16 protein-coding genes and 1 rRNA gene are annotated in these 23,616 nt (G+C 72.0%); 6 read left to right on the top strand and 11 right to left on the bottom strand.

The features are described 5' to 3' along the window. Positions 1 to 356 (bottom strand): 16S ribosomal RNA (locus AB0I83_RS16630); the annotation flags it as partial. Positions 357 to 1,040: 684 nt separating this feature from the next. Here AB0I83_RS16630 and AB0I83_RS16625 point away from each other — a divergent pair. Continuing rightward, positions 1,041 to 1,490: a PTS glucose transporter subunit IIA gene (locus tag AB0I83_RS16625; RefSeq protein WP_363305040.1), complete on the top strand. Its 450-nt coding sequence runs from the start codon at positions 1,041 to 1,043 to the stop codon at positions 1,488 to 1,490. A gap of 86 nt (positions 1,491 to 1,576) precedes the next feature. Continuing rightward, on the top strand, positions 1,577 to 3,247 hold the full coding sequence (ptsP, locus tag AB0I83_RS16620) for a phosphoenolpyruvate--protein phosphotransferase (RefSeq protein WP_363305039.1): 1,671 nt from the start codon (positions 1,577 to 1,579) through the stop codon (positions 3,245 to 3,247). A gap of 73 nt (positions 3,248 to 3,320) precedes the next feature. On the opposite strand, the gene AB0I83_RS16615 is transcribed toward ptsP, so the two are convergent. After that, the gene (locus AB0I83_RS16615; protein WP_363305038.1) at positions 3,321 to 4,235 is read right to left on the bottom strand and encodes a hypothetical protein; all 915 of its coding nucleotides are present in this window, start codon (positions 4,233 to 4,235) and stop codon (positions 3,321 to 3,323) included. Between the two features lie 78 nt (positions 4,236 to 4,313). After that, positions 4,314 to 6,290, bottom strand: coding sequence for an acetoacetate--CoA ligase (locus AB0I83_RS16610; protein ID WP_363305037.1), 1,977 nt, complete (start codon positions 6,288 to 6,290; stop codon positions 4,314 to 4,316). Positions 6,291 to 6,509: 219 nt separating this feature from the next. Here AB0I83_RS16610 and AB0I83_RS16605 point away from each other — a divergent pair, with 219 nt between their 5' ends. Beyond that, positions 6,510 to 8,879, top strand: coding sequence for a glycoside hydrolase family 31 protein (locus AB0I83_RS16605; protein ID WP_363305036.1), 2,370 nt, complete (start codon positions 6,510 to 6,512; stop codon positions 8,877 to 8,879). On the opposite strand, the gene AB0I83_RS16600 is transcribed toward AB0I83_RS16605, so the two are convergent. Next, entirely contained in the window at positions 8,870 to 9,367 is a 498-nt protein-coding gene (locus AB0I83_RS16600; RefSeq protein WP_356536987.1) for an NUDIX domain-containing protein, read from the bottom strand. The genes AB0I83_RS16605 and AB0I83_RS16600 overlap by 10 nt on opposite strands. 84 nt (positions 9,368 to 9,451) lie before the next feature. Between AB0I83_RS16600 and AB0I83_RS16595 the strand changes: the two genes are divergently transcribed. After that, a complete protein-coding gene (locus AB0I83_RS16595) occupies positions 9,452 to 10,258 on the top strand; it encodes a M15 family metallopeptidase (protein WP_363305035.1) in 807 nt (268 codons plus the stop codon). Between the two features lie 122 nt (positions 10,259 to 10,380). Beyond that, on the top strand, positions 10,381 to 10,728 hold the full coding sequence (locus tag AB0I83_RS16590; RefSeq protein WP_356842649.1) for a DUF962 domain-containing protein: 348 nt from the start codon (positions 10,381 to 10,383) through the stop codon (positions 10,726 to 10,728). Positions 10,729 to 10,857: 129 nt separating this feature from the next. Here the strand turns inward: AB0I83_RS16590 and AB0I83_RS16585 are convergent, their stop codons facing one another. Genes AB0I83_RS16585 through AB0I83_RS16570 form a run of 4 tightly spaced genes read right to left on the bottom strand, consistent with a single transcriptional unit; the run spans position 10,858 to position 15,126 of the window. After that, positions 10,858 to 11,463, bottom strand: a complete 606-nt coding sequence (locus tag AB0I83_RS16585) for an ATP/GTP-binding protein (protein ID WP_356536981.1) — start codon at positions 11,461 to 11,463, stop codon at positions 10,858 to 10,860. Further along, entirely contained in the window at positions 11,444 to 11,881 is a 438-nt protein-coding gene (locus AB0I83_RS16580) for a DUF742 domain-containing protein (RefSeq protein WP_356536980.1), read from the bottom strand. Before AB0I83_RS16580 ends, AB0I83_RS16585 begins: the two co-directional genes overlap by 20 nt. Before the next feature lie 9 nt (positions 11,882 to 11,890). Then, complete coding sequence (locus tag AB0I83_RS16575) at positions 11,891 to 12,334, bottom strand: roadblock/LC7 domain-containing protein (protein WP_356536979.1); 444 nt, start codon at positions 12,332 to 12,334, stop codon at positions 11,891 to 11,893. Continuing rightward, the gene (locus AB0I83_RS16570) at positions 12,331 to 15,126 is read right to left on the bottom strand and encodes a nitrate- and nitrite sensing domain-containing protein (RefSeq protein WP_363305034.1); all 2,796 of its coding nucleotides are present in this window, start codon (positions 15,124 to 15,126) and stop codon (positions 12,331 to 12,333) included. The genes AB0I83_RS16575 and AB0I83_RS16570 overlap by 4 nt, the downstream gene beginning before the upstream one ends. A 531-nt stretch (positions 15,127 to 15,657) precedes the next feature. Between AB0I83_RS16570 and AB0I83_RS16565 the strand changes: the two genes are divergently transcribed. Further along, the gene (locus tag AB0I83_RS16565) at positions 15,658 to 16,125 is read left to right on the top strand and encodes a hypothetical protein (RefSeq protein ID WP_356536975.1); all 468 of its coding nucleotides are present in this window, start codon (positions 15,658 to 15,660) and stop codon (positions 16,123 to 16,125) included. Positions 16,126 to 16,147: 22 nt separating this feature from the next. On the opposite strand, the gene AB0I83_RS16560 is transcribed toward AB0I83_RS16565, so the two are convergent. The 3 genes from AB0I83_RS16560 to AB0I83_RS16550 all read right to left on the bottom strand — a co-directional run bounded on the left by AB0I83_RS16560 (position 16,148) and on the right by AB0I83_RS16550 (position 23,546). Then, entirely contained in the window at positions 16,148 to 20,932 is a 4,785-nt protein-coding gene (locus AB0I83_RS16560; protein WP_363305033.1) for a hypothetical protein, read from the bottom strand. A 108-nt stretch (positions 20,933 to 21,040) separates the two neighbouring features. Further along, positions 21,041 to 21,952 carry a hypothetical protein gene (locus AB0I83_RS16555; RefSeq protein WP_356536972.1) on the bottom strand — a complete coding sequence of 304 codons (912 nt, stop codon included), beginning with the start codon at positions 21,950 to 21,952 and terminating at the stop codon, positions 21,041 to 21,043. A gap of 67 nt (positions 21,953 to 22,019) precedes the next feature. Then, entirely contained in the window at positions 22,020 to 23,546 is a 1,527-nt protein-coding gene (locus AB0I83_RS16550) for a hypothetical protein (protein ID WP_356536970.1), read from the bottom strand. Positions 23,547 to 23,616: the final 70 nt, after the last annotated feature.

The following is a 23,616-nucleotide window of genomic DNA, read 5'->3' as shown; positions in this document are numbered from 1 at the left end:
TTCCCCACTGCTGCCTCCCGTAGGAGTCTGGGCCGTGTCTCAGTCCCAGTGTGGCCGGTCGCCCTCTCAGGCCGGCTACCCGTCGTCGCCTTGGTAGGCCATCACCCCACCAACAAGCTGATAGGCCGCGGGCTCATCCTTCACCGCCGGAGCTTTTAACCCCGTCCCATGCGGGACAGAGTGTTATCCGGTATTAGACCCCGTTTCCAGGGCTTGTCCCAGAGTGAAGGGCAGATTGCCCACGTGTTACTCACCCGTTCGCCACTAATCCACCCCGAAAGGCTTCATCGTTCGACTTGCATGTGTTAAGCACGCCGCCAGCGTTCGTCCTGAGCCAGGATCAAACTCTCCGTGAATGTTTTCCCGTAATCGGGATCACAACACGAGAGCGGAACAACCAGGTCGGAATAAGACCGGCTGTTCACAGCGTCCTCGCTGTTGTTGCCTGCCAGGCCCGAAGACCCCACAGGACTTTTTCAAAGGAACCACCAACCTGCCGAAACAGGCCGGGGTATCAACATATCTGGCGTTGACTTTTGGCACGCTGTTGAGTTCTCAAGGAACGGACGCTTCCTTCGGTCCCGTTTCACCGGGCCCCTCCGGGCGCTTCCCTTCGTTCTTGCGTTTCCGACTCTATCAGACTCTTTCGCGTCCGATTCCCGGCCGAAGCGGGTAATACTTGTTCCGCTTTCCAGTTCTTCGCTTTCGCGTTTCCCTTTCCGGCGAGTCCGACTCTATCAGGCCTTTTCCTATTCCCTTGACCACGTCTCGCGGGCATGCCGGAGGAGGATCAGGGTTAGAGTCTGGGCTTGGAAGTCGCTGCCGACTCCGGGCTCGAAGTCCCGTTGGGGTCAGGCAGGGGTACGACAGTACAGGCCTCTGTGAGGCGAGGCAAATCGTTTCCGGAGCGTCCCTAGGTCCGTCAACCGGTAGCTCTCGGGCGGAACCAGGACTTCATATGACTTACGCTGCTGATCAGTACGCCGCCCTACATCAGCCGTGGCGGTGACCTACGGACCCCCACCCCCTGGAGGCTCTCCATGACAACAGTGACGTCCCCTCTCGCCGGCCGCGTCATCGGACTCACTGCGGTTCCCGACCCGGTGTTCTCCGGAGCGATGGTCGGTCCCGGTACCGCCATCGACCCCGTGCGCGAGCCTTCCGAGGCCGTCTCGCCGGTCGACGGAATCGTCGTATCCCTCCACCCCCACGCCTTCGTGGTCGTCGACGACCAGGGGCACGGAGTACTGACCCACCTCGGGATCGACACCGTGCAGCTCAACGGCCAGGGCTTCGAGCTTCTCGTCAACAAGGGGGACACGGTGACCCGTGGCCAGGGCATCGTGCGCTGGGACCCGGCCGCCGTGGAAGCCGCCGGCAAGTCGGCGATCTGTCCGGTCGTGGCTCTGGAGGCCACGGCTGAATCCCTCTCCGAGGTCCGCGAGGACGGAGACGTGAAGATCGGCGACGCACTGTTCGGCTGGCAGTGACCCCATTCCGCGCGGTGTAGCGCGGTACCCGGCCAGTTGGGCATCAACCGTGGTGGCGCAGTCACCGCACAATCGGAGACGGTGAAATGGAGACAACGCTGCGAGGCGTCGGCGTGAGTCACGGTGTGGCGATCGGCGAAGTTCGGCACATGGGTACGGCCGTGCTGGAGCCGCCGGCCAAGCAGATTCCCGCGGAAGAGGCAGGGCGCGAGCAGGGGCGTGCCCGTCAGGCGGTCGAAGCTGTTGCGGCCGACCTCATCGCGCGCGGCAATCTGGCGGGTGGCGAGGCACAGCACGTGCTGGAGGCCCAGGCCATGATGGCGCAGGACCCCGAGCTCATCGCCGACGTCGACCGTCGCATCGCTGTCGGCAGCACCGCCGAGCGCGGGGTGTACGACGCGTTCGCCGCTTACCGGGCTCTGCTGGCCAACGCCGGGGAGTACCTGGCGGGGCGCGTTGCCGACCTCGACGACGTGCGGAACCGGATCGTGGCCAGGCTGCTCGGTGTCCCGATGCCGGGCGTGCCGGACAGCGACGAGCCCTATGTGCTGATCGCGCGTGACCTGGCTCCCGCCGACACGGCCCTGCTCGACCCCGCGCTGGTGCTGGGTTTCGTCACCGAGGAGGGCGGGCCCACCAGCCACAGCGCGATCCTCGCGCGGGCGCTCGGGGTGCCGGCCGTCGTGGCGCTTCCCGGAGCCGGCGAGATCGCCGAGGGCACGGTCGTGGCCGTCGACGGCAGCACCGGTGAGGTCTTCGTCGAGCCGAGCGCCGAGAAGCGCGCCGAGATGGAGAGCGCCTCGGCCGCCCGCAAGGCGGCTCTGACCGCCGTGACCGGTCCCGGCGCCACCTCCGACGGTCACAAGGTCCCGCTGCTCGCGAATGTGGGCGGTCCCGCCGACGTGCCGGCGGCGGTCGAGGCGGGTGCGGAGGGCGTCGGGCTGTTCCGTACGGAGTTCCTCTTCCTGGACGACAGCAAGCAGGCACCCTCCGAGGAGAAGCAGATCGCCGCGTACCGCGCGGTGCTGGAGGCGTTCCCCGAGGGGCGTGTCGTCGTGCGGGTGCTGGACGCCGGCGCGGACAAGCCGCTGGATTTCCTGACACCCGCGGACGAGCCGAATCCGGCGCTGGGTGTGCGGGGGCTGCGCAGCCTGCTGGACCACCCCGATGTGCTGCGGACACAGCTGACCGCGCTGTCGCGGGCTGCCGAGGGGCTGCCTGTCTACCTCGAGGTCATGGCCCCGATGGTCGCCGACCGTGCGGATGCCAAGGCGTTCGCCGATGCCTGCCGTGAGGCCGGACTCCAGGCGAAGTTCGGCGCGATGGTGGAGATTCCGTCCGCCGCGCTGAGGGCCCGCTCCATCCTGCAGGAGGTGGAGTTCCTGTCGCTGGGTACCAACGACCTGGCGCAGTACACCTTCGCCGCAGACCGTCAGGTGGGCGCCGTGTCGCGGCTGCAGGACCCCTGGCAGCCGGCGCTGCTGGACCTGGTCGCCATGTCCGCCGACTCGGCCAGGGCCGAGGGCAAGAGCTGCGGTGTCTGCGGCGAGGCCGCTTCGGACCCGCTGCTGGCGTGTGTGCTGACCGGTCTGGGTGTCACCTCCCTGTCGATGGGCGCCGCGTCCATCCCCTACGTGCGGGCCACTCTGGCGAAGCACACGCTCGCGCAGTGCGAGCGCGCGGCCTCCGCGGCGCGCGCGGCGGACTCCGCCGCGGAAGCACGGCTCGCGGCGCAGGCGGTGCTGTCCGGCGAGTGACATCCGCGGGCTCGCGGATGCGCGCCGGGTGTGAAGGGGGTCCCACCGCGGGCGGTGGGACCCCCTTCGTGCGTCAGTGGTGGGCCTCCGGTTCGTCGGCTCCGAGGTCGAACCCGGCGCGGTACTCGACACCGGGTTCGGGCGGTACGGGCTCGCCGGTGTCGGCGTCGGTGCAGTAGGCGCCGAAGACCTCGCCCTCCGTGAGGGGTACGAGGGTTCCGCGGTTCAGCCGCCAGCCGTGCACGCGGTCCGGGATGTCCGGTGCCGTGGTGCGCAGGACGACGCCGCCCCGGGTCTCGAGTGCCACACCGACAGCGAGCACGGTGGCGAACTCCGCCCCTTCCGACGGCTCCAGGTCGGCCGGTCCGTCCGTGTCCCGCCTGGTGCGGAGCACGGCGAGGAGCTGCTCGGACTCCGTCGGCGTGCTGCAGACGATGTGGTGGGTGCCCGGACCTGCGGCGGCCAGCAACCGCGACAGGAGGTGCGAGGCCCGGTCGAAGGAGGCCCGGCCGATGTCCTGGCCGCAGTCCGCGCAGTCGCCGAGGCCGGCGAGCAGCATGGTGGCGTACTCCCAGGTCGCGCGGCGGACGGCGCGTGAGACGAGGAGTGGGACGAGGGCGTCGATGGGCTGGCCGGTGTACGCGACCGTGGCCCCGGAGGCGGCGATCTCGGCGGTGAAGCGGCTGCGGCTCGCGTGCGCGTCCGGGTCGAGGCCCGATTCCGTACAGAAGTCCGCGTAGTCCTCGGGGTCGAAGAGGGCGACGGTGGTGTGCGTGCCCTGTGCGGCGAGTGTACGCAGCAGGGATTCGACCTGCCGCAGGTAGACGGCGTGGTCGTCGAAGGTGAAGCTCCGGTAGTGACGCATCGCCGCGAAGTCCTCGGGGTCGACCAGGAGGCCGACGGTGCTGGGTACTTCGCGGCGGAGCGCTCGCCGCATGGACGTTCCGGATTGGTGCCGGGTGCGCCTGGTCTGCTTGATGTGCGCCATGTGTCCCCCTGTGCGCTGTCGAACGATGCTCACTCAGCGTAATCAGGGGGACTGACAACGGTCCGCTCCGGAGCGGTATCAGCGGCGGGCGCGGGCGAGTTCCTCGTAGAAGTGCAGGAGTTCGATGTCGTCGACCGAGCCCGGGTTGACCGCCTTGGAGAGCGCCGTGCCCTGGAGCAGCCGCTTGACCGGGACCTCGATGCGCTTGCCCGTGAGGGTGTGCGGGATCCCGGGGACCTCGATGACCTCGTCCGGCACGTGCCGTGGCGACAGGTTCTCCCTGATGGTGCGCTTGATGCTGTCGCGGAGGCCGTCGTCGAGTGTGGCGCCGTCGGCGAGGTGGACGAAGAGTGGCATCCAGTAGCCGCCGTCCGGTTCTTCGAGGCCGATGACGAGGGACTCGCGGATCTCGGGGAGCCGTTCGACCGCCTCGTAGATGTCTGCGGAACCCATGCGCACCCCCTGCCGGTTGAGGGTGGAGTCCGAGCGGCCGTGGATGACGACCGATCCGCGGTCGGTGAGGGTGATCCAGTCCCCGTGGCGCCAGACGCCGGGGTACATGTCGAAGTAGCTGTCGTGGTACCGGCTGCCGTCGGGGTCGTTCCAGAAGCGCACCGGCATCGAGGGCATCGGCGCGGTGACGACCAGTTCACCGACCTCGCCGGTGAGCGGTTGGCCGGCCGGGTCCCATGACTGGAGGTCCGTGCCGAGGCAGGGGGCCTGGAGCTCGCCGATGTGGACGGGCAGGGTGGGAACCGCCCCGGCGAAGCAGCTGCAGACGTCCGTCCCGCCGCTGACCGAGGCGATCCAGAGGTCCTCGGAGACCTGGTCGTGCAGCCAGCGGAAGCCGTCGGGCGGGAGCGGCGAGCCTGTGGTGGCGACGCACTGGACGCGGCTGAGGTCGTGGTCGCGGCCGGGGTGGACGCCGGCCTTGCGGCAGGCCATGACGTAGGCGGCCGAGGTGCCGAAGAGGGTCGCGCCCGTCTGTTCGGCCACCCGCCACTGGGCTCCCACGTCCGGGTGGCCGGGGCTGCCGTCGTACAGCACGAGGGTGGTGCCGGTGAGCAGCCCGGAGACGAGGAAGTTCCACATCATCCAGCCGGTGGAGGTGTACCAGAAGAAGCGGTCGTCGGGACCGAGGTCGCAGTGCAGGCCGATCTGCTTGAAGTGTTCGAGGAGGATGCCGCCCTGGGACTGGACGATCGCCTTCGGGAGCCCCGTCGTGCCGGAGGAGTAGAGGACCCAGAGCGGGTGCTCGAAGGGGACCTGCTCGAAGACCGGTTCGAGGTCGGCGGCCGTGAGCGCGGACCATTCGAGGGCGCCTTCGGGCGCGTCCGTGCCGAGGAGCGGGATGTGCACGACGGCGCGCAGGCCGGGGAGCTCACCACGGAGCTCGGCCACGGTGGCGGTGCGGTCGTGTTCCTTGCCGCCGTAGCGGTAGCCGTCGACGGTGAACAGTACGACGGGTTCGACCTGCTGGAAGCGGTCGAGCACGCTGCGGGCGCCGAAGTCGGGGGCGCAGGAGGTCCATACGCCGCCGACGGCGGCGGTGGCGAGGAACGCGACGACGGCCTGCGGGATGTTGGGCAGGTATCCGCTGATCCGGTCGCCGGGGCGGACGTCCAGGGCGCGGAGTTCGGCTGCCAGCGAGCCCACCTGGCGGCGGAGTTCGTTCCAGCTGACGGAGACCTGGGTGTGGGTCTCGTCGACGTACAGCAGGGCGGGGGCGTCGGCGCGGAGCGGGTCGTCGGCCGTGCGCAGGGCGTGCTCGGCGTAGTTGAGGGTGGCGCCGGGGAACCACTGGGCGCCGGGCATGGCGCGGTCACCGATGACGGCTTCGTAGGGGGTGGAGAAGCGTACGTCGAACCACTCGGCGACGGCCTGCCAGAAGGTGTCGAGGGCGTCGACCGACCAGCGGTGCAGCGCCGCGTATCCCCCGTCGGCCGGTGCTCCGTGGTGCTCGGCCGCCCATCGCTGGAAGCGGGTGACGGCGGCGGCCTCGATGCGCTCGGGCTCGGGCTGCCAGAGGGGGGCGTCGCCGGCTGCTGAGGTCATGGAGGTTCCCTGGCCTTTCGGGGTCTACGCGGGGTCTGCGTGCGTCGCGCACGGGCTGGGGTGTGCGCGTGAACGGCACCTACGGACGATGCCATGTGATCGTCTTGCGCACCAGGGTCCCCCGGCCATGGTTGCGTGTCCGGCTGTGTGGTGGAGCCACAGGTGAACGGAAGCTGAACGGAGCACTCTTCCGTCCGGGCGGATGGCAGGGTGGCCCGTATGGATGGTCGTGACCTGGTGCGCTCGGTGAAATTGGTCGGCTCCGTGCGGGGGGTGCGCACGGTGCGCTCGGCCTGGCGGCGTCGGCGTGCGGATGCCCGGGCGCTTGCGCCGCGCGGTGCGGAGCGGGCCCGGGTGCCGGGGCTCCTCGTCGGTGCGGAGCCGGGTCCGGGCGGCGGGGTGGTGCGGTTCGCCCGCTCGGAGCTGCGGGTCCGGGTCGCGGTGGGCGGTGCGGTGTTCTGGTCCTGGGAGGGTGCGGAACCGCTGCCCTCGTACGCACTGCCGGGGGACGAGCCGGAGCCGGACCGGCGGGCGCGGCTGGAGCCGGACAAGAACGGTGGCTGGCAGGTGGTGTCGGAGCGGCTGACGGTCGCCGTGTCGCGGCACGGGGCGGTGGAACTGCGTACGCCGGGCGGGGTGGTGCTGCGGCGTGACCTGCCGCCGCGCTGGTGGGAGACGGTGGCGGGAGGCACGGCCCGGTGGGTGCAGCGGTCGGAGGTCCCTGCCGATGCCCGCTTCTTCGGGCTGGGCGGCCGGGCGGGCGGGCCGAGGCTGCGGGCGGGGACGTACCGGTTGTGGAACACCGACCCCGGCGGGCGTTTCGGTCCCGGGGACGATCCGCTGTACCTCACGATGCCGGTGCAGGTGGTGGTCTCGGACGCGGGGACCCATCTGGCGTTCCACGACAACTCCTGGGCGGGCCGGGTGACGCTGCGGGAGGGCGAGGAGGGCGCCGGGTCGGGACACGACCGCCCCGGCACCTGCGAGGTGCGGATGGAGGGCGGTCCGCTGCGCTGCTGGGTGGTCGTGGGCACTCCGGCCAGGGTGCTGCGGAGTTGGACGGCTCTGACGGGTGCGCCGGCGTTGCCGCCGTCGTGGGCGCTGGGTCCGCAGCACGCGCGGTGGGGGTTCGGCGGCGAGCGGGAGGTGCGGCGGATCGTGGCCGGGTACCGGGAGCGGGGGCTTCCGCTGTCGGTGCTGCACCTGGACATCGACCACTACGACGCGCACCAGGTCTTCACCGTCGACCGGGAGAGGTTCCCGGAGCTGCCGACGCTGGCCGAGGAGCTGCGGGAGGACGGTGTCCGGCTGGTGTCGATCGTCGATCCGGCGGTGCGGGCGTCGACGGGTAACGCGGTGTACGACAGCGGCGGTGAGGTCGGCGCAGAGGGCGCGTTCGTGCGTGACGCGGCGGGGTGTCCGGTGCTGGGAGAGGTGTGGCCGGGTGAGTGCGTGTATCCGGACTTCACCGATCCGCTGGTGCGGGAGTGGTGGGGCGGGCTGTACGAGGAGCGGCTGGGCCAGGGGTTCTCCGGGGTGTGGCACGACATGAACGAGCCGGTGTCGTTCTCGGCCTTCGGGGATCCGTCGCTGCCGCTTTCGGCACGGCACGTGATGGAGGGCCGGGGCGGTGACCACCGGGAGGCCCACAACGTGTACGCCCTGGCGATGGCGCGAGCCGGGTACGAGGGGCTGCGCAGGCTGCGCCCCGACGAGCGGCCGTTCCTGTTCTCCCGTTCGGGCTGGGCAGGGATGCAACGGTACGGCGGTACCTGGTCAGGCGACGTGGCCACGGGGTGGCCGGGTCTTCGGGCGTCGCTGGCGCTGGTGCTGGGGCTGGGGCTGTGCGGGGTTCCGTACTCGGGGCCCGATGTGGGCGGGTTCGACGGGTCGCCGTCGCCGGAGCTGTACCTGCGCTGGTTCCAGCTGGGTGCGTACATGCCGCTGTTCCGTACGCACTCGGCCATCGACGCGGGGCGCCGGGAGCCGTGGGAGTTCGGGCCGGAGGTGCTCACGCACGCGAGGGCCGCGCTGGAGGAGCGGGAGCGGCTGCGCCCGTACTTCGTGACACTGGCGCAGACGGCGCGGCTGACGGGTGCGCCGTACGTGCGGCCGTTGTGGTGGAGCGCGCCCGGCGACCGCGCGCTGCGGGAGTGCGAGGACGCGTTCCTGCTGGGTGACGCGCTGCTGGTGGCGCCGGTGCTGGAGGAGGGCGCGGAGCGGCGGGCGGTCCGGCTGCCCCGGGGCAGGTGGTACGACACGGCGACCGGGCGGGCGTACGAGGGGCCGGGGCAGGTGGTGGTGGACGCCCCGCGGGCGCGGATTCCGGTGCTGGCGCGGGCCGGTGCGGTGATTCCGGTGCGGGGCGCGGACGGGGGCCTGGAGCTGGAGGTGTGGGCTCCGTCTCCGGGGCGGGCCGGCGGCGGGACGGTCGTGCGGGACTCGGGCGACGGGTGGGCGCCGGCGGAGGTCGAGCGTTACACGTCGCGGCTGGTGGCCGGGCGGGTGGTGGTCGAGCGGGACGGCGAGGAGGGGGCGGTGGCGTATCCGGTGCGCGTGCGGGGGGCGGCGGACCCCGGTCAGCGGTAGCGGCCTGCGAACCAGGCGCGTACGGCCTCGGTGTGCAGAGGGAAGGCGAGTTCGTCCGGCGCGTGGAGCAGGTGGTGTCCCGCTGTCTCGTCCGTCGGGGCAGGGGGCGGGAGCTCCTCGGCGGGGCGCGCCGGGAGCAGTCCGAAGAGGAGCAGGTGGCCGCCCGGCGAGCTGAGTGCGTCGGCGAGGCGTACGTCCGCCTCGTCCGCCAGGATTCCGGTCTCCTCGCGCAGTTCGCGCACGACGGCGTGGCGCCAGTCCTCGGTCCCGTCGATGAAGCCGCCGGGCAGGGCGATGCCGCCCTGGTGCGGTGGGATGGTGCGGGTGATGACGACGAGGCCGGTGCCGTGCGGTGAGGTGACCGGCAGGAGCGCGACGGCGACGGGCAGCGGGTTGCGGTAGGCGGTGTGGCCGCAGGCGGTGCAGGTACGGGGCCAGGTGCCGGCGGCGTACCGGGCTCCGCAGTTGCCGCAGTGGGAGTCCTTCACGGGGCGGACTGTATCGGCTTCGCGGGGCGGGCCGTGTCCGATCACTCTTCTCTTGCGGCCCCGAAGCTGATAGACGGTGTGGCCATGACAGGAATTGCTCGTGCCCTCCGCACCCTGACCGCCACCTGCTCGGCCCTGCTCGCCGTGGCGGCCGCCGCCCCGGCGGCGACGGCCGCGTCCGAACCCAAGGCTCCCCCGGAGTTCGTCGACCTCCGTTCCGTCGATCCGACGATCATCACGGAGATGCGCTACACCACCGCGCACAACTTCATGGGAGAGCCGGTGGACGGCTACCGCCGGCCGGTCTGCATCCTGACCCGCCCGGCCGCCCGGGCACTGCGCACCGCTCAGCGCAGCCTGCTGCGCGAGGGCTACTCGCTCAAGGTCTACGACTGCTACCGGCCGCAGCGGGCGGTGGACCACTTCGTGCGCTGGGCGAAGGATCTCGACGACCAGGCGATGAAGAACGAGTTCTATCCCAAGGTCGACAAGACGCGGCTGTTCGAGGACGGCTACATCGCGGAGAAGTCCGGGCACAGCCGGGGCAGCACGGTGGACCTCACCCTCGTGAGACTGCCCGCGCTGCCGACCAGGCCGTACGAGCCGGGTGAGGAGCTGGCACCCTGCTACGCGCCCAAGGCCGAGCGGTTCCCCGACAACTCGGTGGACATGGGCACGGGCTACGACTGCTTCGACACCCTGTCGCACACCGACGACCCGCGGGTCCAGGGCCCCCAGCGCGCCAACCGGCAGTTCCTCAAGACCACGCTCACCGGCCTGGGTTTCGTGAACCTGGCCGAGGAGTGGTGGCACTTCACCTACAAGCCCGAGCTCTTCCCCGACACCTACTTCGACTTCCCGGTGAGCAGGCGTTCCGTCGCGGGCCGCTGAACGGACCTGCTGCGAGGGGAACGGGCGACCGGGACCACCCCCGTGGGCTCCGGCCGCCCGTTCTTGTTCTCGGACGCCGAACAGGCGTGTCCGGTTGCCGTCCGAGCAGTTACGGTGCCTCCATGTCACAGCAGACGTTCGGTTCATATGAAGAGTTCTGGCCCTATTACGTCGCCATGCACTCCCGGACCGCCACCCGGTGGATTCATCTGACCGGGACTCTGACCGGGCTGGCGATCACCGTCCACGGGCTGGCCCGGGGCCGGAAGCGGTACGCGCTGGCGCTGCCGCTGATCGGGTACGGCACCGCGTGGCCGGCGCACTTCCTCATCGAGAGGAACAATCCGGCGACGTTCGGGCACCCCGCGTGGTCACTGCGCGGTGACGCGCAGATGATCGGGATGATGCTCGCCGGACGCGACAGGGAGCTGGCGGACACCGCGTCCGAGTGGCTCGCGGAGAACACCTGACGATCCCCTGCACGCACAGGGTTGACGGCCCGTCACCCCGGGTGAAGACTCCTTCCACGCCCGCTGCGGGCGGCACCGTACGCGCGGCCCGTACCCCGGTCGGCGGGGGTACGGGCCGCGTTCCCGGTGTCATGTCCTGACGGGTTCCCGGAGCTGGTCGGCACGGGCCAGGGCGTGTTCCACGACGGCGACCAGTACGTCCCTCGCGGAGTTCCGGTCGCGTGCGTCACAGAGCAGTACGGGCACCTCGGGGTCGAGGTCGAGCGCCGCCCGCACCGTCCCGGTGGAGAACTCGCCGGCGTCGTCGAACACGTTCACCGCCACCGTGAAGGGGATGCGCCGGCTCTCGAAGTAGTCGACCGCCGCGAAGCAGTCCGCAAGCCTGCGGGTGTCCGCGAGGACCACGGCCCCGAGGGCGCCTTGGGCCAACTCGTCCCAGAGGAACCAGAAGCGGTCCTGCCCCGGGGTGCCGAACAGGTAGAGGACCAGGTCCTCGCGCAGGGTGATGCGGCCGAAGTCCATCGCCACCGTGGTGGTGTTCTTGCCCTCGACCCCCGCGACGTCGTCGACGGGGCGGCCCGCCTCGCTGAGCCGCTCCTCCGTGCGCAGGGGTCTGATCTCGCTGACCGCCCCCACCAGGGTCGTCTTGCCCACTCCGAAGCCGCCCGCAACCAGGATTTTCAGGGTGACGGGCTCGACGGGCCGCTTGCTGCGGCTAGAGCGCCCGAAGGCCATTGATCACCTCGCGAAGAATGTTCACGTCCGGCAGCTCGGCCGGCGGAACGGGACGTGTGACGTGCACCAGTTCGTCCTCGACGAGGTCACCGACCAGGACCCGGACCACCCCGACGGGGAGGTCCAGTCCGGAGGCGAGTTCGGCGATCGACTGGGGCATGTCGCTGCACAGTTCGACGATCTCCACGTGTTCCGGGGAGAGCGTCTGGTCCCGGCCGGGATCGTCGGCCGCCGGCTCGGGGACGACGATCGCGATCAGGTCGAGACGGTGACGGGTCGCGCTGCTGGTGCGCCCGCGGGTCATCGCGTAGGGCCGGACCACAGGGCCCGCTTCGGCGTCGTACCAGCGGGAGGGGTCCGCACCGGCGCTTGCGGACGGTGCCTCGGACGCGGCGTCCCGGACGGAGTCGGCGCTCATGCCCTGCCCTCACCCTCCGGCGGGCATACCGGTGGTCCGGGGGGCGTTGGCCAGGTGGACCCCCACGCGCTTGACCATGAGGGTCATCTCGTACGCGACCTGGCCGACGTCCGAGTCGGAGTCCGAGAGCACGGCGAGACAGCTGCCGTCACCGGCCGCCGTGACGAAGAGGAAGGCCTCGTCGAGCTCGACGACGGTCTGCCGCACCCGGCCCGCTTCGAAGTGGCGGCCCACACCCTTGGCGAGGCTGTGGAATCCGGAGGCCACGGCCGCCAGGTGCTCGCTGTCCTCGCGCGTCAGGTCCTGGGACGTACCGGTGGCGAGGCCGTCACTGGAGAGCACCAGCGCCTTGCGGATGCTCGCGACGCGCTCGACGAGTTCGTCGAGGAGCCAGTTGAGTTCACCGGAGCCCTGGCGTGCGGTGTTGTGTGCTGCGGCGTTCGGTGCGGTCATGGACCGTCCCCTCCCGGAGTGGTTCCTGGTGCTGTCTCGCCGTGGCCGGTCACGTCCTCGGCGTTCTGCCTGCGGCCGCGCTGCCAGCCGCGTTGAAGCGAAGCCATGCGATTGCGTACTTCGTCCGCGTCACGTTCGAGGTCGTCGTCGGTCACGGCGGGGACGATTCCGGGAGTCCGCGCTGCGGAGTCCTCCCGGAGCTGTGGGGCGAGGCTGGCCTGCCGGACCCGGCGAGGGAGCCCGCCCACGGTGTCCGGCGCGGACCGTCCGGGGGCGGGGCGTCGCGGCGTCCCGGCACCCGCGGAAGGGTTCCCGGAGCCCGCGGGGAAGGGGTCGGAGCCCTGGGCGGACGTGCGGCCTTCGGAGGGCGCCGGGCGGGAGCGCCCGCCGTCGCCGACGCGGCGTCCCCGGTCGGTGACGAGCGTCGGCGGCTTGCGCCGGGGCAGCGGGACGGGGCCCGAGGGCCGCCGCATCGGCCGGACGTCGGCCGACCGGCCGTCGGAGGGGTCGGAGGCCTGCTGGTGCTGCTCGCGATCGGCGTCCCGACGCAGTTCGCGGGCCCGGAAGATGCCGCCGCGCTCGCTCTCGGTGTCCTCGAGGTCGGACACACCGTCCAGGACGGGGGCGAGTGCCGGGTCGAGCGCCCGGTCGAGCGAAGGGTCGTCGGTGAGTTCCAGTGCGCCGACGGGGCCCTCGATCTCGATGGGGCCGTCGAGCACCGACGGGTCGGTGAGGCCGGTGGGAACCGGGGCGAGTCCGGACGGCCTGCCGGGGATGTCCATGTCGGCGACGCCGTCCCTGCGGGCCTTGTCGCTGCCGGGCACTCCGGCACCGGGCCGGCCGCCGATCGCCTTCTCGGCCCTGCGGTCGAGGCGGAAGCCGGTGCCGTGGGTGTCCGGGGCGTCGGTGAGCAGCTGCGACGGAATGAAGACGACCGCGGACGTCCCTCCGTACGGCGAGGTCTGGAGCGACACCCTGACGTTCTGCCGCTGGGCGAGCCGGCTGACGACGAAGAGGCCGAGCCGGTCGGTGTCGGACAGTTCGAAGTCGGGGGTCTCGGCGAGGCGCAGATTGGCGTCCAGGAGGACCTCCGGTGCCATACCCAGACCGCGGTCGTGGATCTCCAGGGTGAAGCCGTTGGCCACGCGTTCGCCGTGCACCTGGACCGCGGTGTGCGGGGGCGAGAACACCGTGGCGTTCTCCAGGAGTTCCGCGATCAGGTGGGTGAGGTCGGCGACGGCCGGGCCGCCGACGCCGATGCGGGGCAGGCGGCGGACCTCGATCCGCTCGTAGTCCTCCACCTCGGCGACCGCCGCGCGCACCACGTCCATCAGCTGGATCGGCTTGCGCCACTGCCGGGACGGTGCGGCGCCGGAGAGGATCACGAGACCTTCCGCGTGGCGGCGCATGCGGGTGGTCAGGTGGTCGAGGCGGAAGAGGTCGGCGAGCTCGTCACCGTCGTCCGTACGCCGCTCCATGGCGTCCAGGAGTGTCAGCTGGCGGTGCAGGAGCACCTGGTTGCGGCGGGCGAGGTTGACGAAGACCTCGGAGACACCGCGGCGCATGTCGGCCTGCTTGACCGCGGCCTCGACGGCGGCACGTTGCAGGGTGTTGAGTGCCTGGCCGACCTGGCCGATCTCGTCGCGTTCGTAATTCAGGTGAGGTGCTTCGGTCTCGACGTCGACCTGCTCGCCGGCGGCAAGCCGCCGCATCACGCTGGGCAGGCGCACCCCGGACACCTCGTGCGCGTCCTTGCGGAGGCGGGAGAGGTCGCGGACGAGCTCGCGTCCGACGCGTACGGAGACGAAGACCGACACGAGCAGGGCGACGAAACCGAGGACTCCGGCGACTCCCGCCCGGATCAGGACGCGGTACCCGGCGGGCTCGGCGCGGTCCTGGAAGCGGTTGGACATCTCGGTGCCGTCGTTGGCCAGGTGCTCCAGGACCGGCGGAGCGGCCTCCTGCCAGCGATCGGCGTCGATGGTGCCCGGCTTGGTGAACGGGCCTGCGGCGATGAGCTTCTGCTCCGCCGTGCGCAGGGGTTCGGAGTCGGGGCTGGTCCAGTACTGCTCCATGCGCGCGCGCTCGCTCTCCGGCAGGAGTTCGAGGTTGACGTCGTACAGGAGCGTGCGGCTGGCGGCGAGGTCGGACATGACACGCAGCTCGGGGGCGCCGAGCCGGCCCGCGATGAGGCCCGACGCGACCAGGGCGTCCTCGCGGGAGAGCATCTCGCGGGCGCGGGAGATCCCCACCAGGGCGCGGACCTGCTTGTCCATCGACACGTTCTCCATCGTGTGGAGGCCGTTCAGGAAGCGGTAGCAGGGGTCCACGAGACCGTTGTAGAACGCCAGCGCCCTGGTCCGGTCGATGGTGCGCTTCTCCACCGCACCGCGCAGGGCGTCCAGACCGTCGACCTCACCGAGGATCGAGTCGAGCCTGGCCTCGGACTCGGCGCTCAGCTTGTCGCGGACGTCCTTGCTCGTCGCGCTCCGCCGGACGTCGGCCACGACCCGGTCCGTCGCCGCGCGCTGACGGCGCAGGAGGGGCAGGGCGTCCGAGGCCCGCGGGTCGGCGAGGAAGACGAGTGTCTGGCGGCGCTCGTCCTGGACGGCTCGGATCGTGTCCTCGAGGGGGTGACCGACCTCCTCGACGATGGCACTCGCGCCCATCAGCTCGTCGGCCTCACGGCCTGTGACGTAGGTGGCGAAGACCCACAGACCCGTGAGGGAGGCGAGCGGCACCATGAGCAACGCCACGATCTTCCTGCGGATGGACTTCCCGCGAAAGCGCATGGCCTCCCCCAGCTCGGTCCCGCGTCGCGGGGTGGTCGCGTCGGTGCTCCGGTCGGTGTGGTCTTCCGGTCTTCCGGTCGGTGGGGTGTTCCCCGGCCGGCCGTCGTCCGGCAGGCCTGCGGGGCCCATCGAGCGTCCGTCGGTGTTCCGTCAACAAACGGCGCGAGCCTACTACTGACCTACCGCCAACTCGAAGGCGTGTCCGGGTGATTTCCGGCCGGGCTTCCCTGAGTTACCGACCAGTTGTCCTGGTATTACCGGTGAAGAAACTCGCGAAAGCGACAGAGGAGTCCCGGCCGGACGCGCTACATCCTCACAAGGCAGTTGGCTGGAATTTTTCGCTCCGTGACCTTTGTGGGCTGATTGGGCGTGCTCGGCGGGAATCTTCGCGTCCCGGCGTTCGTCCAGATGTACGGGGGCAGAAGCACCTCGCGGGGGATATGCGCCACGGGCGAGCGGCTCCGCCGCGTAGAACGGGCGCCGGCCGGGCAGCCACCCTTGAGTCGGCCAGCGGTGGGGAGTTGAACGTCCTTGGATACGGAAGAGCGCCGGGGGACGGCGTCGTCGGCACCGGAGGCCGCGTCGTCGGAGACCGGCGCCACGATCCCGCGGCAGCGGCAGCTGTGGGTGGAGGAACCGGCGATACGTCGCAGGATGCCCGATCCGGTGCGCCGGGCGGCCGTGCGCGCCGTCCTGATCATGTCGCTGACGATGATTCAGGCCATGGTGGCCTTCCTGTGCACCCTGGCCGGATCCTGGCTCGCCTTCCCGATGGTGCTGAGCGGTGTGGCGGGCACGGTGGTCGCGACGTGGTCGGTGCTGGACGTCTGGGTGACCCGGCAGGTGTGGAACCAGCGCAACGGGGTGGTCTCCGTCCCCAGCAGTACGGCCCGCCGTATGCGCCGGGAGCGCAGGACGGCCAGGCGCTCGGCCAGGGCACGGGGGCGTACGGAGGACCGGATACGACGCCGGGGCGAAGGCAGGCTCTCCCGGGCCTGACCGGCCTGCGCCCCGGTGACCGCTACGGCGTCTGCGATGCCTCGGTCGGCTGCGACGGGGTGCCTGTCGTCCCCTCGCGCACCTCCGTCCCCGTGCGCGCCTCCGTCTCCGTCCCCGCGCGCATCTCCGAACGCATCTCGGGGACGACGGACCCGGCGGATGGCTGGCTGTTCCGCCTGAACATGCGGGTCGCGGTGATCTCGCCGTGGACGGTCTCGCCCTCGGGGTCCTGCTGCGGCAGACCAGGCCTCAGGTGCTCCTCGACGCTGATGTACTTCAGTCCCGCCCGGAGGTCGGCGTCGTTGCGGAGCCGGATGACGAGCGGGAACTCGGCGAGTGCCGTGGTGTCGAACAGCCCGGTCGTGTAGAGCAGTTGGACTCCCAGTGCGTCGGACACCGCGCGCTGCAGCTCCAGCAGGTAGGTCGCGTTCGCGCGCCCGATGGGGTTGTCGAGGAAGAGCGTGCCCGCGTGACGGTGCCGGTCGCGCCCTCTGTCGTTGCTGCGCAGCGCCGCCATCGTGCAGTAGAGCGCGATCGCGGCGGTGAGCAGCTGGCCACCGGAGAAGACGTCGCCCATCTGTCCGACCGGGACGCGCTCGGCGCGCAGCACCGCGTCGGGCTTGAGGATCTCCACCGCGATGCCCTTGGGCTGCAGCGCGGCCCGCACACCGCGCAGCAGGAGGGACATGCCGTCCCTGCGCAGGTCGGAGTTCTTCTTGAGAGCGGCGTGCGTGGCCTCGTCGACGACCTCACCGAGCCGCTCGGTGAGGGTGGCCTGATCGGGTTCCTCGAAGCGGATCCGGAGGAACTCCTGGCCGGACCACTCGCCGAGGCCTTCGGGCAGTCGGGAGAGCCGCTGGGCCGAGCGGAGCGTGGTGAGCGCGGAGTCGACGAGCCCGCGGAGCCTGTCGACGATGGAGTCACGGTTGCGCTCCAGCTGGGCCAGCTCGTCGGTGAGCACCCGCAGCCTGGGGGCGAAGGCCGCGGCCCACTTCTCGGCGTGGTCGGGCAGCGCCGCCGCCGGGAGTTCCCGGATCTGCTGCCGCGCCGGAGTGCGGACCTGTTCGTAGCGGGTGGAGTTGGCGTGCCGTACGAGGACGTCACTCGTCTCCCGCACGGAACTCTCGGCCGCCGACAGGTCGGTGGCACAGCCGCGCAGCGACCTGCGGGCCTCCGCGGCGGACTGCCTGGCCTCCTCCAGGGTGCCGGAGTACGGGTCGGGGCCTTCGGCGTCGTCGTCAGCGCCGTGGTCCCTGAGCAGGTCGCGCAGGAGCGCGGCCGTCTCGTCGAAGCCGCCGGCCGAGTCCTCGGCGGTGCGGTGGGCGCGCAGGAGTTGGGCGTGGGCGGCCCGGGCGGCGTCGAGCGCCGCCGTGACGGAGGCGAGTTCGGCCGCTGCCGTTCGCAGCAGGGTCTGGGCCTGCTCGGCGTCGACGGGAACCAGGCCGTCGGGGAGCTCGGTGTGGCGGGACGCCTCGTCGGCGGGGGCGAGCCGCTCCGCCTCGCCCCGCAGCCTGCCGAGCTGCTCGCTGGCCGTGGAAGCCCTGGTCTCCAGGAGCTGGACGAGGGATTCGGCGCGGGCGGCGGCCGCCTGGCGGGAAGGTCCGTCGGCACCGTCGGTGCCTTCGAGGAGCTGGGCGGCGCGGGTTCGGACCTTGTTGGTGAGCCGGTCGAGTTCGGCCAGGGCGGCGCTCTCGTCGCTCTCGGCCCGCGCCTGCTCGGCGCGCAGGTCGGCGCCGACACCCACCTTCTCGTACAACTGGGAGGCCGCGCGGTAGGCCTCGCGCAGCGCGGGGAGGGAGGTGCGTTCGGCGGCGGCCGCGGGCTCCGGAAGGGTCTCCGGGGCGCCCGCGATCTCGGCCCGCTCGGCGCGCAGCGCGCGGGAGGTGCGGTGGGCGTCGTCACCGGCGCGCTGGGCGGCCCTGCGGTCCTCGTCCGCGGCACGTGCCCGCTCCAGGAGAGTCGTCGCGCGTGCCTCGGACTCGGCCGCCTCGTCGGTCAGTTCGCGCAGCCGCGCCTGCCAGCCGGCCCGGTCGCGGAGGCGGTGGGCGAGCCCCGCGAGCGCGTCGGCGGCGCGTCGGGCGCGCTGAGCGGTGTCCTGCCGCTCGTCGCGGACGCGTGAGGCGTCGGCTGCGGCCTCGTCGGCCTCCGCACGGACCGTGCGCGCCTCGGTCAGCGTGGCTTCGGCGGTCTCCGCGGTGGTGCGGGCGGTGTGCGCGGCCTCACCGAGCTCGCCGAGCATGCCGGGCGGGCAGTCGGCGCGCCAGGAGCCGATACGGGCGGCGAGGGAGCGGTCGGCGGTGAGCCGTGCCGCGAGGGACCTGATGTCCTCGTCGCGTGCGGCGGCGCGGGCCCGGAGCGCCTGGCGCTCCTCGTCCGCGGCGTGTTCGTCGTGCATGGCCGGGTTCGGCGGGACCAGGAAGACGTCGTCGCCACCGGATGCCGGGACGGGGGCCAGGAGGGCGGCGGTCGTCCCGACGGCCACGGCCGAACGGGGCAGCAGCGCGGCGGCGGCGAGCACCTCACGGGCGCGTGTGTGGGCGTCGGGGTCGGTGATGACGACGCCGTCGACCAGCTCGGGCCGTGCGGCCAGGACCGCGGCGTGGTCGGCCGGGGCGACCGCCTGCGCGAGGTAGCGCCAGCCCGGCAGTGCCGGGATGCCGTGCTCACCGAGGTGTTCGACGGTGGCGAGCACGTCGGGTCCCGGGGGCAGCAGTCCGCCGTCTCCGAGGGCGCCGAGGATTCGGGAGTCGTCGGCCGCGGCGGTACGGAGGTCGAAGAGCCTGCGCTCGGCGGCGGTGATCCCCTGGTCGAGGAGTTCCCGCAGTTCGTCGGCGCTGTTGTCGAACTCCTCGGCCGTCAGGGACCGCAGGTCGCCGGGGGCCTCGTACGAGCCGTCACGAGCCTCCTCGCCCGTCCCGGCGGCAGCCGCACCTCGGGGTCGCGGTACGCCGGGGCCAGGGGCCGTCGGGAGTCCCAGCAGGTCGGTGAGGCGGTGGTCGGCCGCGATCGATTCGGCGGCCCTGCGCTCCGTCTCGTAGGACTGCTCGGCTGCCTGCGCGCCGTCGGCGGCGCGGGCAGCGGCGAGCTCGGCACGGCTCTCCTCGGACGCCGCCTCACGCGCGCGGTCCGCGGTGGCGCGGGCGGCCTCCCGTGCGGTGTCCCAGGCGGCGACCGCGGACTTCTCCGCGTCGTTCGCGGCGAGGGCGGCGCGGGCCGGGTCGGCGTCCGGCGCGCTGTCGTCGAGCCAGCCGGCCCGTACCGCCTCCGCGGTCTCCTGTTCGACCTCTGCGAGCCGCTGGCGCAGGTGGCCGGCCTCGCTACGGGCCCGCTGGGCCTCGGTGGCGGCGGTGGTGGCGTCCCTGTGCGCGGTCTCGCCGGTGGTCTGAAGGAGGGCGGACCGCTCCTCCTCCTCGTTCGCCACGCGCTCGCCCTCCTCTGCAGCCGTGTGCAGGGCGCGTACGAGGTCGGCGGCGGCCGTGGCACGGGCGGCGAGGGCCGGGGCGGCGTCGCGTTCGGCTTCGCGGATGGCCACCGCGACGCGGACGGAGCGGTCGGCGGAGGCACGGTGGCGCAGGACGGCTTCGGCGGCCTGCCAGGCGGCGTGCAGGGTGCGCGCCTCACCCAGCTCGCGCCGCTGCGCCGCGGCGCTCTTCTCCGCGGCGGTCAACGCCAGGGAGGCGTGCCGGTAGGCGAGTTCGGCGGCGATCCGGTCCCGGTGGCCACGCGCCGCCTCGGCCTCGTCGACCGTGTGGGCGGCGGCCGTGACCTGCTGGGAGAGCTCGGCGGTACGGCCGCGCTCCTCTGCGGCGCGGCCGGAGAGCCTGCGGACCAGGGTCCGGGTGCGCCGTTCCGCACCGGCGTGGACGTCACGGCTGCGGGCCCTGGTGGCGGTGGCCTCGACGATCCGGCCCAGCAGATCGACGGATCCGGCGGTGAAGTCGCGCTCGGCGGTGAGTTCGGCGCGGCGGCCGAGCTTGTTGCCGAAGCCGCTGACGAGGTCGGCGAGACCGTCCGTGTCACGGGTGTCGGTGACCGCCCGCAGCAGCAGGTCGGTGAAGTCGGAGTCCTTCTTCACGGCGAAGAGGCCGGCCGCCTCGCCCTCGTCTGCGTTCATCTCGCGCTGGTAGCGGAAGAGTTCGGGGTCGAGCCCGAGGTCGCCGAGGTGCTCGTTCCAGCGGTCGTGGATCTCCTCCCAGTGCACGTCGAGGTGCGGGTAGAACTTGCCGGCGTCCGTGAGGGCGTCCCGGAAGCCCTTCATCGTCCGGCGCCGGCCACGGGCTCCGGAGACGCCTTCGGCGGGCCGTCCCACCGAGGTGGCCTCGGCGACGGGAAGGCTGTCGAGGCTGAGGCCGGGCCCGGGGCGGAAGGAGTACCAGGCCTCGGCGAACTTGCGCGGGTCGTTGGAGACCTGGCGTCCGCGCCATTCGCTGACCTTGCCGACGACCACGCACTCGCCGGTGAGCGTGTGCTGCCATTCCAGGGCGACGTGTCCGCAGTCCTCGGCGAGCAGGAACTTGCGCAGGACGCCGGAGCTCGCGCCGCCCAGGGTGTTGCGGTGACCGGGCAGCATCACCGAGAAGATCAGTTTGAGCAGGACGGACTTGCCCCCGCCGTTCTCCAGGAAGAGCACGCCGGCCGGCGCCGGGCGGCGCGGCGGGCCGACGGGCTCGTCCTCGAAGAACTCCGCCTGCGCCGGGGCGGGCCTGGGCACGGGCTTGCCGACTCCGCGGAGGTCGAGCACGGTGTCGGCGTAGCGCGCACCCGCGGGTCCGATGGAGTAGAGGCGGACCCGGGACAACTCGTACATGGCGGCGGACTCTCGTCGTTCAGGCGGCGGGCGGACGGCTGCGGCAGCCGGTGCGGTTCGGAGCGGGCGGCTGCCGGTGGCGCGGTTCGGAGGGGCGGGCTGCGGGGGTCAGGAGTGGAAGGGAAGGCCCGCGTCGGCGGCCAGCTCCAGGCCTTCGGCGTCGGGCGGTGGCAACAGGGTGGCCGAGCCGTCCGTGACGGGGACGACGCCGAGCTCCAGCAGTTCGGCCATCGCGGCGCCGCCCGCCATGTCGCGCACCTGGAGCTGGTAGCGGGCGGTGGTGCGGTACGCGCCGCCCGCGTCGTCCCCGGTGCGCTGGAGGAAGCCGGACTCGGTGAGGAAGGCGACCGCCTTGCCGATGATGCCGGTGGTGGATCCGGCGAGCCTGCGGGCGTCCTTGGTCGCCCCGGTGGAGCTGCGGCGGGCGTAGACGCGCCATCCCGATTCGAGGCCGGGCGCTTCGGTGGCGGGGTCGGTGTTGTCGCCCTGCTCCTCGGCGCGCTCCTCCAGGCGTCGGCATGCCTGGCGGACGAAGGCGTCGACGCCGTTGACCGTGATGCGGCCGATGTAGGAGTCGTCGGCCAGGTCCTCGGGGCGGGGGAAGCACATGGCGGCGACGGCGAGGTGGGCGAGTCCGTGCAGGAACCGGTCGGCCGAGTCGGGGGACGCGCGCCGCGCGTAGTCGCCCATGCGTACGGCGAAGACCGAGTCCTCGCCGGCGGTCACGGCCATCCCGGCGCGAGTGGAGACCTCCAGCACGATGAGTCCGAGCCCCGTGGCGACGGCGTCGGCGAGCCGGGCGAATGCGGACTCCTCACGGTAGCGGCGGAGCAGCTCGGTGTACTCGGCGTCCCGGGCAGGCATCAGCTTGGGCTGCAGTCCGAAGGAGACCAGCCGGGCGGCGTCGGCCGCGTCGGCGGGGGTCACAGCTGCGGGAGCGGCCGGCCGGGCGGCGTCGGCCGCGTGCGTGAGGTCCTGATCGCCCCACGCGTCGGTGTGCTCGGCGTGCTGCTCGCTCAACTCGGTGACTCCTCGGTACGGGTGCCGCTCTCGGGCGGCAGCGGGTGGGGGGTTGGTCCGGGGACGTTCACGAGGCGTCCTTGCGGTCCGCGGCCATGCCCGCCGCGTCCAGCAGGGCCATGCCCACTATCAGGTCGGCTCCGCCGAACTCGTGGTCCTCCAGCGGTGTTCCGTCGTCGACCGCGAACAGCAGCCGGCGCTCGCCCTGGCGGTATGCCGTACCGACCGGGGGGCTCGCCGCGTGCACGGCGAGCAGGGCGACCAGATAGGGCAGTTCGGGGTCGCGCAGCCGGGCCTCGGCGAGGAGTCCGGAGAGCCGGCGGGGGGCGTCGTGCTCCAGGTCGAGCAGCTCCATGGCGTGCCCGAGCTGTTCCTCGCTGAACCGGCTGTCGTCCGGGGTGGCGATGAGGTCGGGCTCGGGCATCTCGGCCCCCAGGTGTTCCCGTTCGACCGGGGGCATCAGCAGCAGGTCGACGAGGTCGCCGACCCGGACCGAGGTGGGGGTGCGCAGTCCGGTGCCCTGGGCGAAGAAGGCGTCGGTGGCGCGGATGGCCTGCTCGACGGGGAGCGGGAGCAGGGGTACGACGAGCTGCCCGTAGAGGTCGAGGCCCGCCTGCGCGGTGGGGGTGGCGAAGGCCTGCCGGTCCTGCTCGGCGCGGAACAGCGGTCCGGCCTCCAGGAGTCTGGACTGCAGCTGGGTGTGGCGGCGGATGCAGTCCTTGACGATGTCGACGAGTTCGGCGGCGCGGCGCTTGTGCTCGGGTTCCTCCGCCTCGTCCCTGGCCTTGCGGATGTTGGTGAGGATCGCGTTCTCGTGGCGGTAGCGGTCGGCCACGTGGTCCAGCGCCTCGGTGATCATGTCCGGGACCGCGTTGAGCCAGTCCACGGCGCGGACGTTGCGGCGGGTCGCCTCCAGCGTCCTGCGGAGCGTCTCGGCGTACTGCACGGTGCGGTAGCGGGCCTGTTCGGCGGCGAGCTGGGCGTCGGCGAGGCGCCCCCTGCTGATCAGGACCTCGAGCTTCACCTCGGCGGCGATCTGGGCGCTCGTGACGTCCGTGTCCAGGGCGCCCACCAGTACGTTGACCGCCTCGTCGGTGGCCCGGAGGTAGACGCTGCCGCCGTGTCCGGGCACTTCCTCGATGAGCTTGAAGTCGTAGTCCCTGCGGACGTAGACACCGTCGGGCCCGAAGGTTCCGTAGACGGCGCGGAAACCGCGGTCCACGCTCCCGACGTTGATGAGGTTCTCCAGCACCCAGCGGGCAACGCGCTCGTGCTCGGTGACGGGCCGGCGCGGAGCCTGGGCGGCGATCCGCGGGAGGAGTCTGGCCACTATCTGGTCGTGGTCGGCCCCGGTGTCGAAGTCCATGTTGAGGGTGACCAGGTCGATGGCCGCGAGGGCGACCTCGGCCATCGCGTAGACCGTGTACTCGCCGGCGAGATTCGTCTTGCGTACGTCGAGGTCGTGCAGGGGGGCGGTGCAGGCGAGCGCGCGCAGCCGACGCGAGAGCCCCTCGTCGGCGGCGGGGCCCGGGGCGGGCCTCGGTCCCGCGCTGAGCTGGGGCGCAGCACTGAAGGTGTCGGCAGGCGAAGTCACGCTGCACAGATTAGGTCCTCACACCGACAACGGTCGAAACGGCGCAGAAGCGACCCGTCGCGCGAGCACC

It is taken from the genome of Streptomyces sp. NPDC049970 (assembly GCF_040660235.1).
Classification (GTDB): Bacteria; Actinomycetota; Actinomycetes; order Streptomycetales; family Streptomycetaceae; genus Streptomyces.
This window is presented reverse-complemented; position numbering and strand designations above follow the sequence as displayed.

Excerpts from the sequence above, each read along its gene's own strand:
- AB0I83_RS16625 (WP_363305040.1), top strand. The coding sequence starts at position 1,041 with ATGACAACAGTGACGTCCCCTCTCGCCGGCCGCGTCATCGGACTCACT.
- ptsP (WP_363305039.1), top strand. The coding sequence starts at position 1,577 with ATGGAGACAACGCTGCGAGGCGTCGGCGTGAGTCACGGTGTGGCGATC.
- AB0I83_RS16615 (WP_363305038.1), bottom strand. The coding sequence starts at position 4,235 with ATGGCGCACATCAAGCAGACCAGGCGCACCCGGCACCAATCCGGAACG.
- AB0I83_RS16610 (WP_363305037.1), bottom strand. The coding sequence starts at position 6,290 with ATGACCTCAGCAGCCGGCGACGCCCCCCTCTGGCAGCCCGAGCCCGAG.
- AB0I83_RS16605 (WP_363305036.1), top strand. The coding sequence starts at position 6,510 with ATGGATGGTCGTGACCTGGTGCGCTCGGTGAAATTGGTCGGCTCCGTG.
- AB0I83_RS16595 (WP_363305035.1), top strand. The coding sequence starts at position 9,452 with ATGACAGGAATTGCTCGTGCCCTCCGCACCCTGACCGCCACCTGCTCG.
- AB0I83_RS16590 (WP_356842649.1), top strand. The coding sequence starts at position 10,381 with ATGTCACAGCAGACGTTCGGTTCATATGAAGAGTTCTGGCCCTATTAC.
- AB0I83_RS16585 (WP_356536981.1), bottom strand. The coding sequence starts at position 11,463 with ATGGCCTTCGGGCGCTCTAGCCGCAGCAAGCGGCCCGTCGAGCCCGTC.
- AB0I83_RS16580 (WP_356536980.1), bottom strand. The coding sequence starts at position 11,881 with ATGAGCGCCGACTCCGTCCGGGACGCCGCGTCCGAGGCACCGTCCGCA.
- AB0I83_RS16575 (WP_356536979.1), bottom strand. The coding sequence starts at position 12,334 with ATGACCGCACCGAACGCCGCAGCACACAACACCGCACGCCAGGGCTCC.
- AB0I83_RS16570 (WP_363305034.1), bottom strand. The coding sequence starts at position 15,126 with ATGCGCTTTCGCGGGAAGTCCATCCGCAGGAAGATCGTGGCGTTGCTC.
- AB0I83_RS16560 (WP_363305033.1), bottom strand. The coding sequence starts at position 20,932 with ATGTACGAGTTGTCCCGGGTCCGCCTCTACTCCATCGGACCCGCGGGT.